9 protein-coding genes, 3 rRNA genes and 2 riboswitches are annotated in these 14,102 nt (G+C 40.6%); of the genes, 2 read left to right on the top strand and 10 right to left on the bottom strand.

What is annotated here, in order from left to right; genetic code table 11:
• The 9 genes from purK to FJQ98_RS23230 all read right to left on the bottom strand — a co-directional run bounded on the left by purK (nt 1) and on the right by FJQ98_RS23230 (nt 11,576).
• A complete protein-coding gene (purK, locus tag FJQ98_RS23190) occupies nt 1-1,125 on the bottom strand; it encodes a 5-(carboxyamino)imidazole ribonucleotide synthase (protein WP_053597211.1) in 1,125 nt (374 codons plus the stop codon).
• Nucleotides 1,122-1,610 carry a 5-(carboxyamino)imidazole ribonucleotide mutase gene (gene purE, locus FJQ98_RS23195; RefSeq protein WP_053597212.1) on the bottom strand — a complete coding sequence of 163 codons (489 nt, stop codon included), beginning with the start codon at nt 1,608-1,610 and terminating at the stop codon, nt 1,122-1,124. The genes purK and purE overlap by 4 nt, the downstream gene beginning before the upstream one ends.
• Nucleotides 1,611-1,821: 211 nt before the next feature.
• A riboswitch (purine riboswitch) is annotated at nt 1,822-1,920 on the bottom strand.
• A gap of 93 nt (nt 1,921-2,013) precedes the next feature.
• Complete coding sequence (locus FJQ98_RS23200; protein WP_053597213.1) at nt 2,014-2,208, bottom strand: NETI motif-containing protein; 195 nt, start codon at nt 2,206-2,208, stop codon at nt 2,014-2,016.
• A 202-nt stretch (nt 2,209-2,410) separates the two neighbouring features.
• Nucleotides 2,411-2,689, bottom strand: a complete 279-nt coding sequence (locus tag FJQ98_RS23205; RefSeq protein ID WP_053597214.1) for a hypothetical protein — start codon at nt 2,687-2,689, stop codon at nt 2,411-2,413.
• A gap of 504 nt (nt 2,690-3,193) precedes the next feature.
• Nucleotides 3,194-3,309, bottom strand: a 5S ribosomal RNA gene (rrf, locus tag FJQ98_RS23210).
• Nucleotides 3,310-3,533: 224 nt separating this feature from the next.
• Nucleotides 3,534-6,466, bottom strand: a 23S ribosomal RNA gene (locus FJQ98_RS23215).
• A 308-nt stretch (nt 6,467-6,774) separates the two neighbouring features.
• Nucleotides 6,775-8,325: ribosomal RNA gene (locus FJQ98_RS23220) — 16S ribosomal RNA — on the bottom strand.
• The 16S, 23S and 5S rRNA genes sit together here, the layout of an rRNA operon.
• Nucleotides 8,326-9,113: 788 nt before the next feature.
• Nucleotides 9,114-10,418 carry an NCS2 family permease gene (locus FJQ98_RS23225; protein WP_053594881.1) on the bottom strand — a complete coding sequence of 435 codons (1,305 nt, stop codon included), beginning with the start codon at nt 10,416-10,418 and terminating at the stop codon, nt 9,114-9,116.
• Between the two features lie 132 nt (nt 10,419-10,550).
• Nucleotides 10,551-10,652, bottom strand: a riboswitch (purine riboswitch).
• 255 nt (nt 10,653-10,907) lie between these two features.
• Nucleotides 10,908-11,576: an MOSC domain-containing protein gene (locus FJQ98_RS23230; protein ID WP_053594880.1), complete on the bottom strand. Its 669-nt coding sequence runs from the start codon at nt 11,574-11,576 to the stop codon at nt 10,908-10,910.
• A gap of 379 nt (nt 11,577-11,955) precedes the next feature.
• Here FJQ98_RS23230 and FJQ98_RS23235 point away from each other — a divergent pair, with 379 nt between their 5' ends.
• Together FJQ98_RS23235 and FJQ98_RS23240 are read left to right on the top strand one after the other, a co-directional pair.
• Nucleotides 11,956-12,396, top strand: a complete 441-nt coding sequence (locus tag FJQ98_RS23235) for a LytTR family DNA-binding domain-containing protein (protein ID WP_053594879.1) — start codon at nt 11,956-11,958, stop codon at nt 12,394-12,396.
• 424 nt (nt 12,397-12,820) lie between these two features.
• Nucleotides 12,821-13,360 carry a DUF7010 family protein gene (locus tag FJQ98_RS23240; RefSeq protein WP_053594877.1) on the top strand — a complete coding sequence of 180 codons (540 nt, stop codon included), beginning with the start codon at nt 12,821-12,823 and terminating at the stop codon, nt 13,358-13,360.
• Nucleotides 13,361-13,583: 223 nt separating this feature from the next.
• Here the strand turns inward: FJQ98_RS23240 and FJQ98_RS23250 are convergent, their stop codons facing one another.
• Nucleotides 13,584-13,733 (bottom strand): hypothetical protein, encoded by a 150-nt coding sequence (locus FJQ98_RS23250; protein WP_053594876.1) that lies wholly within the window; start codon nt 13,731-13,733, stop codon nt 13,584-13,586.
• Between the last annotated feature and the right edge of the window lie 369 nt (nt 13,734-14,102).

The raw sequence follows: 14,102 nt of genomic DNA on the forward strand, positions 1-14,102 counted from the left end.
CTATTCTGACCAAATGCCAGAACTCTCGATTTGTTGTAGTGTTTCTTCTAAGTTTTTTGTCATAATCGTTACGTGGCCCATCTTACGGTTCACTTTAGCTTCAGCTTTCCCATAAAGATGTATAGACCATTCAGGATATTTAGCAATTGAGTTACTAAGTGGCATGACATGCTGCCCTAAAACATTTACCATAATAGATGGTGCCCAAAGTTGTGGCTTACGTAGTGGCCATCCACAAACAGCGCGAATATGCTGATGGAACTGTGAAACATTACATGCTTCTATTGAATAGTGACCTGAATTATGAGGTCTTGGTGCTAATTCATTAATAACAATTCCACCATCTTCTAATACAAACATTTCTACAGCTAGTGTTCCTACTAAATTTAAGTAATCAGCAATCTTCAAGGCTTCTCGTTCTGCAGCCTGTGCTGTTTCCTCTTTTATACGGGCCGGCACAATCGTTTCATGTAAAATATGATGAACATGAATGTTTTCTCCAACTGGCTGACAATATGATTCACCATTACCGTTTCTTTGGACAATGACAGATACTTCTTTCACAAAAGGCACAAATCCTTCAGCAATACATTGCGAATGAGAGAAAAGCCCTTTTGCTAACGATAGGTCTTCTGCAGATTTTAAAAGCTGCTGCCCTTTGCCATCGTAACCACCTCTTGCAGTTTTGACTATACAAGGATAACCAATCATATCGATATTGGCTACTAATTCCTCATATGTATTCGCAACAATATAAGGTGCTACTGGACAACCAGCGTTCACAATCGCTTCCTTCTCAGTCACACGGTTTTGTGTAATGCGTACTAGCTCTGCCCCCTGCGGAACGTAAGCCATTTGTGTTAAACGTTTTAAGCCATCGTAATCGATATTTTCAAACTCATACGTTATAACGTCACTTACCTCGGCAAGTTCTTCTAAAGCTGCCTCATCATCATAGGGTGCTACAATGCGTATGTCAGCAACCTGTCCACATGGTGAGTCCATCGATGGTTCAAGGACGGCAATTTTAAGGCCTACTTCTTTAGCAGCAAGGGCCATCATACGACCAAGCTGCCCTCCTCCGATAATGCCTATCGTTTGCCCTGGATAAATAATCTTTGTCACACTAAGTCACCTGTGCTTTCCAATACTTGTTGCTTTGTGGCTTCACGTCTAGCATCTAGTTTATTAGCAAGCTCTGCGTCTGTTGTCGACAAAATTTGCGCTGCTAGCAATCCTGCATTAGTCGCTCCTGCTTTGCCAATCGCTACAGTTGCTACAGGTACACCGCCAGGCATTTGAACGATTGATAATAGAGAGTCAAGACCGTTAAGTGCACGAGATTGCACAGGTACACCGATCACTGGTAACGTTGTTTTAGCCGCTACCATTCCAGGTAAATGCGCAGCACCACCTGCACCCGCAATAATTACTTGAATACCTCGCTCACGTGCTGACTCTGCATACTCAAACATTAAATCAGGAGTACGATGTGCAGACACAACCTTTTTCTCGTACGGTACTTGTAATTCATCTAAAATATCACATGCATGTTTCATTGTTTCCCAGTCACTTGAACTACCCATAATGACACCGATTTTCGGATTCATGAATTGTCGCTCCTTTTAAACGATAGAAAAATGATCAAATATTGTGCAAGCCTCTATTCTTCAAATAGCTACTGCAATTCTTTACTTTTTGTACAAAGAAAATCCCCAAATAAACTACTCTCTACCATACACGTGAAAGCAGCTTACTTGAGGACTTATTATGAAAAGAATATGCAAAGGTACATTTCTGTACACAACCTTCTCGTAACATGCCAAAAGTGCTTTCCCGCATAGTCCAGCATTTACGGTGCCGGGTAGAGACACTAGAGCCAATCCTCTAGCATATATGTGGGATTTATTTGTTTTTCCTTCTCATATTTTAACAAGTGATTTCACTATCGTCAATGTAAAAATGCGAACATTTTATTTTAGCTATTTATAAACGTTCGGATTTTAGTCAAATCTACTCGGAATCTTGACAGTGCATCGCTTTAAATTGAATTTTTTGACGTAAATACGTTGGCTCTCCATCGACTAAGTGAAAAATTGGTTCTTCTTTCCTTCCCACTGCCATATAACCATCTCGATGCATTCTTGCCAAACAATCTTCAATCGACTCGTTTTCTTCTACCTCATACCAAATTTGTTTTTTCCCCAAATCTCTTTCTTCCTTTCGATCTTATATCCCAAAAATTTTTCCTCATATGAGTTTCATTATACCTTTAGTATCTATGATTTATTAATAAAATGTTTTTCACCATAGCGTGAGGTTGATTTCCGTTCCGACTGGGCGCGTCTTTATTGTTACTAATCGAAAACAAATTAAAAGAACTGCAGAAAAATAAACGCTACAGTTCTTATTAAGGATTTTGAAATCCGTAGATTCCAATTAAATATGCACCTAGGAAAAGGAACAATAAAAAAGCATTGAGTACAATTAGAACCATTCGAATATCGCCTTTAATGCCCAAAAATGCGCTAATTATCCCTAGTCCCCCTAATACAAGTGGCGTAAATATACTTAAATCGTAGAGGAAATTAAAAAAACTACCATACCATTTTGTTGAGTCATAGCCGAACATAAAAAATGTGATCATTAAGCTCAAGATAGATATTACAGAAAAAATGTTACGTCTCATTTTAGATTCCTCCATTATCAAACCACGATATGTGTTATAGACCTAATCAACCTTGACATGGCAAATAATATTCGTTCGACTTCATTCTTTAAGCAATTGTTTATGGTTCTATATCCAATGTTGAGGTAAGGCACAGTGTGAAGCTTTCCGGAAACGTTCTGACGGCTGCCTCTCCCTATTTCTATTTTTCAGGTGTCCCAGCAAGTTGTAAGAACATCTCTTTATTATGTTCTATTCGTTTGTTCGTTGATTCTATCCATCGCTTTTGTTTCTACGGTCATAATGAGTGTAACTTTCCGATATATTCCTTTGACAGACTGTTATGCCAGCGTTTCGCAAGAGCGTCTGTCCTTTTACATACAGCTTAAATTGTCTGGATACCTCAACAAATATTATTGAATCTATTTTTTTATGTAAATTTTAACATTTAAATAATTATATCATTTTATTATTATGTTATAAAACAAAAAAAGCCGAGGAATGAATCCTCGACTTTTTTAAAGTGCCTAGCGACGTTCTACTCTCACAGGGGGAAGCCCCCAACTACCATCGACGCTAAAGAGCTTAACTTCCGTGTTCGGTATGGGAACGGGTGTGACCTCTTTGCCATCATCACTAGACTATTGACGACCTCCAATACACGGCGTATTACTGCGTCAGCTTCTCTCGTTCAATCGGTCACGTACAGAGGTACGCTCCTTCATTCACTCGTTTGCTTCCTTGTACTACTTGTGTCTTGAAGCTCTCTTTGGCTTTCAATATACGTCGTATTTTGAAACCCTAAAATGAAAGGTTTTGTTCTTTCAAAACTGGATAAACGGTGCATTGAATGTTTCAAACATTTTTGGTTAAGTCCTCGATCGATTAGTATTCGTCAGCTCCATGTGTCACCACACTTCCACCTCGAACCTATCTACCTCATCGTCTTTGAGGGATCTTACTTACTTGCGTAATGGGAAATCTCATCTTGAGGGGGCTTCATGCTTAGATGCTTTCAGCACTTATCCCTGTCCACACATAGCTACCCAGCGATGCCTTTGGCAAGACAACTGGTACACCAGCGGTGTGTCCATCCCGGTCCTCTCGTACTAAGGACAGCTCCTCTCAAATTTCCTACGCCCACGACGGATAGGGACCGAACTGTCTCACGACGTTCTGAACCCAGCTCGCGTACCGCTTTAATGGGCGAACAGCCCAACCCTTGGGACCGACTACAGCCCCAGGATGCGATGAGCCGACATCGAGGTGCCAAACCTCCCCGTCGATGTGGACTCTTGGGGAGATAAGCCTGTTATCCCCGGGGTAGCTTTTATCCGTTGAGCGATGGCCCTTCCATGCGGAACCACCGGATCACTAAGCCCGTCTTTTCGACCCTGCTCGACTTGTAGGTCTCGCAGTCAAGCTCCCTTGTGCCTTTACACTCTACGAATGATTTCCAACCATTCTGAGGGAACCTTTGGGCGCCTCCGTTACCTTTTAGGAGGCGACCGCCCCAGTCAAACTGTCCGCCTGACACTGTCTCCTGCCCCGCTAAGGGGCATGGGTTAGAATTTCAATACAACCAGGGTAGTATCCCACCGACGCCTCCTTCGAAGCTGGCGCTCCGAGATCTCTGGCTCCTACCTATCCTGTACAAGTTGTACCAAAATTCAATATCAGGCTACAGTAAAGCTCCACGGGGTCTTTCCGTCCTGTCGCGGGTAACCTGCATCTTCACAGGTACTATAATTTCACCGAGTCTCTCGTTGAGACAGTGCCCAGATCGTTACGCCTTTCGTGCGGGTCGGAACTTACCCGACAAGGAATTTCGCTACCTTAGGACCGTTATAGTTACGGCCGCCGTTTACTGGGGCTTCACTCGCAGCTTCGCTTGCGCTAACCACTCCTCTTAACCTTCCAGCACCGGGCAGGCGTCAGCCCCTATACGTCACCTTACGGTTTTGCAGAGACCTGTGTTTTTGCTAAACAGTCGCCTGGGCCTATTCACTGCGGCTCTCATGCGCTTGCACGCTCAAGAGCACCCCTTCTCCCGAAGTTACGGGGTCATTTTTGCCGAGTTCCTTAACGAGAGTTCTCTCGCACACCTTAGGATTCTCTCCTCGACTACCTGTGTCGGTTTGCGGTACGGGCACCTCTCACCTCGATAGAGGCTTTTTCTTGGCAGTGTGAAATCAGGAACTTCGTCCATACGGACTCGCCATCACAGCTCAACGTTATAGTGTGCGGATTTGCCTACACACACGCCTTACTGCTTGGACGCGCACAACCAACGGCGCGCTTACCCTATCCTACTGCGTCCCCCATTTCTCAAACGGTGAGGAGGTGGTACAGGAATATCAACCTGTTGTCCATCGCCTACGCCTATCGGCCTCGGCTTAGGTCCCGACTAACCCTGAGCGGACGAGCCTTCCTCAGGAAACCTTAGTCATACGGTGGACGGGATTCTCACCCGTCTTTCGCTACTCATACCGGCATTCTCACTTCTAAGCGCTCCACCAGTCCTTCCGGTCTGACTTCAACGCACTTAGAACGCTCTCCTACCACTGACATCATAGATGTCAATCCACAGCTTCGGTGAATCGTTTAGCCCTCGATACATTTTTCGGCGCAGCGTCACTCGACCAGTGAGCTATTACGCACTCTTTTAAATGATGGCTGCTTCTAAGCCAACATCCTGGTTGTCTGTGCAACGCCACATCCTTTTCCACTTAACGATTACTTTGGGACCTTAGCTGGTGGTCTGGGCTGTTTCCCTTTTGACTACGGATCTTATCACTCGCAGTCTGACTCCCGTGTATAAATATCTGGCATTCGGAGTTTGTCTGAATTCGGTAAACCGGGATGGCCCCCTAGTCCAAACAGTGCTCTACCTCCAGTATTCTCATCACGAGGCTAGCCCTAAAGCTATTTCGGAGAGAACCAGCTATCTCCAGGTTCGATTGGAATTTCTCCGCTACCCACACCTCATCCCCGCACTTTTCAACGTGCGTGGGTTCGGGCCTCCAGTAAGTGTTACCTCACCTTCACCCTGGACATGGGTAGATCACCTGGTTTCGGGTCTACGACCACGTACTATTTCGCCCTATTCAGACTCGCTTTCGCTGCGGCTCCGCCTTCTAAAGCTTAACCTCGCACGTAATCGTAACTCGCCGGTTCATTCTACAAAAGGCACGCTATCACCCATTAACGGGCTCTAACTACTTGTAGGCACACGGTTTCAGGATCTCTTTCACTCCCCTTCCGGGGTGCTTTTCACCTTTCCCTCACGGTACTGGTTCACTATCGGTCACTAGGTAGTATTTAGCCTTGGGAGATGGTCCTCCCGGATTCCGACGGAATTTCACGTGTTCCGCCGTACTCAGGATCCACTCTGGAGAGAACGAACTTTCGACTACAGGGCTTTTACCTGCTCTGGCGGACCTTTCCAAGTCGCTTCATCTAACTCGCTCTTTTGTAACTCCGTATAGAGTGTCTCTACAACCCCAAGAGGCAAGCCTCTTGGTTTGGGCTCTTCCCTGTTTCGCTCGCCGCTACTCAGGGAATCGATTTTTCTTTCTCTTCCTCCAGGTACTTAGATGTTTCAGTTCCCTGGGTCTGCCTTCAAGACGCTATGAATTCACGTCAAGATACTACGCGATTAAACGTAGTGGGTTCCCCCATTCGGAAATCTCCGGATCAAAGCTCACTTACAGCTCCCCGAAGCATATCGGTGTTAGTGCCGTCCTTCTTCGGCTCCTAGTGCCAAGGCATTCGCCGTGCGCCCTTAATAACTTAACCTACAGCTTTCAATACACATCGCATTTCGTCGTCAGCTTCACTCGTTCAGTCAGTCACGTACATAGGTACGCTCCTTCCTTCTCTCGATTGCTTCCTAGAACTACTCGTGTCTTGAAACCTTCTTCGTTATTAAGCCTATAAAAAAACTTAAAAAAAAAATGTGTTTGTTACAATTTCAATGTCGTTTTTATCCAGTTTTTCAAAGAACAAGTTTTTGAAGTATTTCATTCGTAAGAATGAACCTTCAAAAACTGAACGCAAAACGTAATCTTACAAACCCTAAGTCTGTATTCCGAAAATATCCTTAGAAAGGAGGTGATCCAGCCGCACCTTCCGATACGGCTACCTTGTTACGACTTCACCCCAATCATCTATCCCACCTTCGGCGGCTGGCTCCAAAAGGTTACCCCACCGACTTCGGGTGTTACAAACTCTCGTGGTGTGACGGGCGGTGTGTACAAGGCCCGGGAACGTATTCACCGCGGCATGCTGATCCGCGATTACTAGCGATTCCGGCTTCATGTAGGCGAGTTGCAGCCTACAATCCGAACTGAGAACGACTTTATCGGATTAGCTCCCTCTCGCGAGTTGGCAACCGTTTGTATCGTCCATTGTAGCACGTGTGTAGCCCAGGTCATAAGGGGGCATGATGATTTGACGTCATCCCCACCTTCCTCCGGTTTGTCACCGGCAGTCACCTTAGAGTGCCCAACTAAATGATGGCAACTAAGATCAAGGGTTGCGCTCGTTGCGGGACTTAACCCAACATCTCACGACACGAGCTGACGACAACCATGCACCACCTGTCACCGTTGTCCCCGAAGGGAAAAACTATATCTCTACAGTGGTCAACGGGATGTCAAGACCTGGTAAGGTTCTTCGCGTTGCTTCGAATTAAACCACATGCTCCACCGCTTGTGCGGGCCCCCGTCAATTCCTTTGAGTTTCAGTCTTGCGACCGTACTCCCCAGGCGGAGTGCTTAATGCGTTAGCTGCAGCACTAAGGGCGGAAACCCCTAACACTTAGCACTCATCGTTTACGGCGTGGACTACCAGGGTATCTAATCCTGTTTGCTCCCCACGCTTTCGCGCCTCAGCGTCAGTTACAGACCAGAAAGTCGCCTTCGCCACTGGTGTTCCTCCAAATCTCTACGCATTTCACCGCTACACTTGGAATTCCACTTTCCTCTTCTGCACTCAAGTCCCCCAGTTTCCAATGACCCTCCACGGTTGAGCCGTGGGCTTTCACATCAGACTTAAGGACCGCCTGCGCGCGCTTTACGCCCAATAATTCCGGACAACGCTTGCCACCTACGTATTACCGCGGCTGCTGGCACGTAGTTAGCCGTGGCTTTCTAATAAGGTACCGTCAAGGTACAGCCAGTTACTACTGTACTTGTTCTTCCCTTACAACAGAGTTTTACGATCCGAAAACCTTCTTCACTCACGCGGCGTTGCTCCATCAGGCTTTCGCCCATTGTGGAAGATTCCCTACTGCTGCCTCCCGTAGGAGTCTGGGCCGTGTCTCAGTCCCAGTGTGGCCGATCACCCTCTCAGGTCGGCTACGCATCGTTGCCTTGGTGAGCCGTTACCTCACCAACTAGCTAATGCGCCGCGGGCCCATCTTATAGCGACAGCCGAGACCGTCTTTCAGTATTTCACCATGAAGTGAAATAGATTATTCGGTATTAGCCCCGGTTTCCCGGAGTTATCCCAAACTATAAGGTAGGTTGCCCACGTGTTACTCACCCGTCCGCCGCTAACGTCAAAGGAGCAAGCTCCTTCTCTGTTCGCTCGACTTGCATGTATTAGGCACGCCGCCAGCGTTCGTCCTGAGCCAGGATCAAACTCTCCATAAAAAGAAATTTGATTAGCTCAAATTGTTTTGCTGGCATCATGTTTGATGTCCAAAATTTTGTTTCATTCACTAACTCAAGGTTAGCTACTAAAAACTTTATTGATTACGTTTTGCTTGTTCAGTTTTCAAGGTTCATTAATTCGTCACAAATAAGTGACTTCTTATACTTTAACATAACGTCAACTCTATGTCAACTCTTTATGTTAGTATTTTTTAAGTTGTCGTTTGTTTTTCGTAACAACGTTTATAAATATATCACCTTAATATTGAGTTTGCAAGTGATTTATTAAAATAAAACTATTCTAATTAATTGAGAAGGAGTTTCTTCTATAATATATATATATATCAACTTTACTGTATAAACATAATTGCTATGTGTCTCTTAATAAACCAACTCATGTAAGACTACTACTTTAATTTAGTATTATAAATTCTTTTTTCTTGATTCCATACATTAGGTGCTCCTTTTTTCTTCGACAGAAATTAAGATTACACCATTTCTAAAATCGTTTGATAACTTCCACTACCATTAAATTCGTTTTATTATTTCTATAATTAACTAGCTTTACATTTACTAAGAACAAATGTGCTAAAGCGCTCGTTTACATCCAGCCAGCGGGATCAAAGCGACCTCGAGGATGTAGCACTTTAGCCTAGACGAAAACTATGCCCTTGGTTATTCACAACTTAAAAGTCTAGTTTCTTTAACAATAAGAAAAGCACCTGCAATTATTAGTTTCATTCCTAACAATTGAGGTGCTGATTATATTTCAGATTATGTTTTTCTAATTAGCGTACCCAGATAAAGTATGCAAGGAAGACAAAGAATAATCCGTACATCATAGGGTGAATTTCTTTTTTACGACCCGCTAAAAGCATTGTTATTGGATAGAATACAAAACCTATTGCAATACCAGTAGCAATTGAATAACCAAGAGGCATCATGATTACTGTAAAGAAAGCTGGTACTGCAATTTCGAATTTATCCCAATCGATTAAACGTAATGAAGATACCATCAGAACACCTACAATAACTAGAGCTGGTGCTGTTACCGCTGGAGTTACCACAGCGAGTAATGGTGAGAAGAATAATGCTACCAAGAATAGCATTGCCGTTACAACAGCAGAGAAACCTGAACGAGCACCTGCTGCTACACCAGAAGTTGACTCAACATAAGCTGTAGTTGTTGATGTACCAAATAAAGAACCAATTGTTGTTGCAAGAGCATCCGCCATCAATGCACGGCTTGCACGTGGTAATTTATTATCTTTTACTAATCCTGCCTGTGTCGCAACTGCCATTAAAGTACCTGCTGTATCAAAGAAATCTACAAACAAGAACGTTAAGACAACTACTAAAAATTTAACGTTTAATAATGAACCGAAATCATGGAAAATTGGATCTAAAGCTACCATAAATGTAGAGTCCACACTCGGAATTGCTGAAACAACTGCTGTAGGAGGTTCAATAACGCCTGTAATCATACCAACAATCGCTGTTACAACCATCCCTAGGAAAATACCAATACTACGTAGTTTAATAATAAGAATAATTGAAAGGACAATCCCGAATACAGCTAGTAAAGTTGCACCAGTGAATGTTCCTAAAGTCACCAATGTAGCTGGGCTAGCGACTATAATACCTGCCCCTTGTAAACCTACAAAAGTTATAAATAAACCAATACCTGCTGAAACTGCATATTTAAGTTGTACTGGAATTGCATTAATTACTGTTTCACGAATACCTGTTAACGAAAGAATGATAAAGATAACCCCTGAGAAGAAAACACCTGTTAAACCAGTCTGCCAAGGAATACCGTAAGCTCCAACAACAGTGAAGGCAAAGAATGCGTTTAAGCCCATACCAGGAGCAAGTGAAATTGGGAATTTAGCGAATATACCCATAATCAGAGAACCTACTGTTGCTGCTAATGCTGTAGCTACGAATACAGCACCTTTATCCATTCCTGCATTTTCTAACATACCAGGGTTAACAGCTAAAATGTAAGCCATGGCAAGGAATGTAGTAATACCACCTATTATTTCGCGGCGATAATTAGTTCCTAGTTCATCGAACATGAAATACTTTTTCATTTTAAAGAAATCCTCCGTATGGTCGTCTTCAATATCGAAAACAAAAAAGACACACTGACTACTCTACTAGTCGCATGTCTACGATACATTTCATCACAGTTATTGTGAGAAATTAATTAGTGTCTATACATTGGTATATATAACTAAAATCGTAGTCAAGTTATTTACGGTAACTTGGTAGAAACTCACGGGCCTTATCCCCGACATTATACGACGACATATTTAATTTACAATCGTAATATATCATTTCACTTTTCAGATTTCAACCCTATTTCCGAACATTTTTCAAAAAAGTTATACGAAAGTTCGTGTAAAATTCTTTTTTAATGTTCACATTTTAAAAAATCTTTGCATAAATAGGTTAGGACTAAACGTTTTATCGATAGTTATAAAATAAAGAACCCCCTAGAACTCATTCGAATTCTAGAGGATTTTAACTTCTTTCAGCGGGTGTACAAACATCCGACGAAAGACTTGATCGACCTATGTTTAATTCATCACTTTACTTTGTAAGTGCTGAATTCTTTTTTCTAATTTTTGTTTCCAATCTTCTGCTAATGCATCAATCGCCTGTATACGTTTCATCGCAAGTGCGTCTTTGTTTTTAAAATACACTTCGTTGCAATGCAAAACTGAAACACGTGCTGGGTGCTTTTCCACTAGTTCAATTTTTGAATCTGCATAGATTGTCCCTTCTTCCAGTACACGTGCAAGGTAGCCCGTATAACCTGTTTCAATTAAACGTTTGAGTAATATGTTCGCCTCAGTATATTTATCAATCGTACTACATGGTACACGTCCTTGGGTAATTTGGATGACAGCATCACCTATTTTATAAATATCACCAATACAAATATCCGCTTCCAACATATTCGTTACTGTTAAGTTTTCACCGAATGCTGCTGTAGGTAACGGTTTACCAAGTTCCTGTTCCCATTGTATGTAATGCTCCTCAGGATATAAACAAACGGCACGGTCAGGACCACCATGATGTTTTTTATCTGCTACATCGTCCCCCTCAAATCCACGAGCGGACAAATAAACTTCTTGTACTTTTCGTTTTTCAATCCCTGTATTCATTGAGCGCCCATTACTATAATGCAATTCTTTCGGCATACCAATAGCAAGTGTATGAATCATCGTAATATTATTTTCCATTTCCATCCCCCTAAACAACGACATAGAGTCCTATATTATAGTCATTAGTTTACTACACCTAACGCTTCGAAAGTATAATCCTTAAAGAAAGAATTTCAAGAACTGTGATATATTACGACTTAACATCCTCTACTTTCTCAACTCCTAATTCCATAAAAACATACTGTCATTTTTACTTCTCTCAACGGGTGTTTGCACATTCGTTGAAAAGTAACTTACATCCGCATTCATCTTCCCAGCTATAGAGGCGGGAGATTTCTAAGGTAAAAAGACATTTAACTGAAAGAATGTAACAAAGTCTATTTTTTTTGCAACAAAACGAAAAATCATCGTAAGTTCTGAGAAGTGTTGCTACGCTTAAAACAGAAAGGAGATCCACATGAAATTCAACTACATTTGGAAAAACAATCAATCATCTTCTGAAATTGAGATTATCAGTAATCCATCGAATAAAGAATTGCTTTCGACAATTGAACAGCATTTTTTTCAATCTATAACATTAAGCGCAACAGATTTCAAAACAAATCGTCAGGTTATGATTGAACTCAATGACATCGAGGCAATTGAAGCATCTGGTCATTTCACCAAAATCTTTTTAATAAATGGTACAGAGCTATTGCTGAATAAGATTTTAAAAGAATTATCTTACTTGGAATCTTTCGGATTGGTTAGAATCAATAATTCAATGATTTTGAATTTGAATCAAATACGCTCATTTGCTTCGGGAAGTCACGCTAGATTGGAAGTTATTACAAAACAACAAAATAAGTATATTGTCAGTAGACATTATGCAAAATCTATTAAGGAGAAATTGATATGATAAAAGACTTAAAAAAACAGCTTTTTATACGTTTCATTTTTGGGGTTGATTTGGATTGTTTTTTTAATTACTATTTTTAATCTTCACGAAGAAATAGTCAACTTCCTTTACATTTGGAATTTAATTGGTATCAGCGTTCTGATGGGGATTGTTTTTGGTATAGCTTATCCATATTTGTGGAACTACTCAACATTAAAAGTAACATCTAAAATTACTATTAGTACTTTTTTAAATTTTTTCTGTGGCATAGGAAGTGTATATCTTTTTTCACTGAAAGTATTTGAAATTATCAAACCTTATTTGTTGCTAATTTTAGTGATAACGTTGATTGGTCATATCATCGGATTTTATTTTTTCTCAAAATATGAAAATAAAAAAATAGCGGATAGTTTAAATAGATCGCTAGAAAATTAAGGAGACGGAAATGAACCTCAATACTAGCTTACAAGTACTACTAAATGATATTGCTCAGAAACAAAAGAAGGGGCTTCCTTTTATAATGGCCTCCATATTTATTTGGGGAGTTATCACAGTAATCGCATTGCTGCCTTTAGATCTAATGATAAAAAATATTGGCATTTTATCTTGTGGTGCATTGCTGTTCCCTGTTTCGATTCTTTGTGCCAAAATATTAAATGTTGATTTACTTTATAAAGAAAATCCATTGATTAATGGACTATTGATTGCAACAAACAATCAAGTTTTATATTTAATTATTTGTATTCTTCTATTAATTAAAGCACCTATGTGGGTCTTACCTGTATATGCAATTATTTACGGTGCACATTTGTTACCATATTCATTCTTTTATCAATCAAAAAGTTATCGACATAGTTCAATATTTATTTGTATAGCTATTTTGATAAGTATAATTTTCTTCCATTTAAATATTATTTTTGTCCCGCTAATCGTAGAAATTGGTGTGCTTTTCTTATTTTTAATGCTAAAAAAGGAAATAAAATGAGGGGGTTATTCCCACTCAATAGTTGTAGGTGGCTTAGATGTAATATCATACAGCACACTCACTAACCATTGATACATAAGAGTTTTACGCTATTTATTAAAACAGAAAAATTCGTTCAATCTGAAATTTATGGGAATAATAAACTCTATCATCAATTTTAAAAAAAGAACTTCGAATAAGAAAAACATAGGGAGATTTTAGTCTTCCTATGTTTTCATTCATATTATTTATCTGTTTGTTCTTGCTTCTTTTTCAAATACTCCGCACGTATTTTTTCAAGTTGCTGCTTTTTATCAAATTTGGCAGGCTTGTGTTTTTCATGATACTTTGTCACAGCTACCTTACCTTTGGTATCCAATTGATATTTCCCCACTTTGTTCACCTACTTTTCTTGTCCTTAAAGAGAATCTATTCAACAAATATAATATACCTTATTTTACTGAAGTAAACCTTATTAGTGTACTGCTAACCTTGCATATATCCGTAAAAACATTAAAAACTTAGTAAAATAATTCATCGCCAAATGGTAATTCATTATACTCATCTTTACGACCTTGAATTTGCTGATTCATTTTAAAATCATCAATCAAATCACTAATTTTGACAAAAATAAAAACCCCCCTTCTAGTTATTTGTTATAAATAACTAAAAGAGAGTTTAATTTTTGAAATATAAATAGTTGTACGTTAATCACAATATTAGTACTTAACAATTCAACTTAGACATTAGTATGACTGCGTTT

This window comes from Lysinibacillus agricola (assembly GCF_016638705.1).
GTDB classification, from domain to species: domain Bacteria; phylum Bacillota; class Bacilli; order Bacillales_A; family Planococcaceae; genus Lysinibacillus; species Lysinibacillus agricola.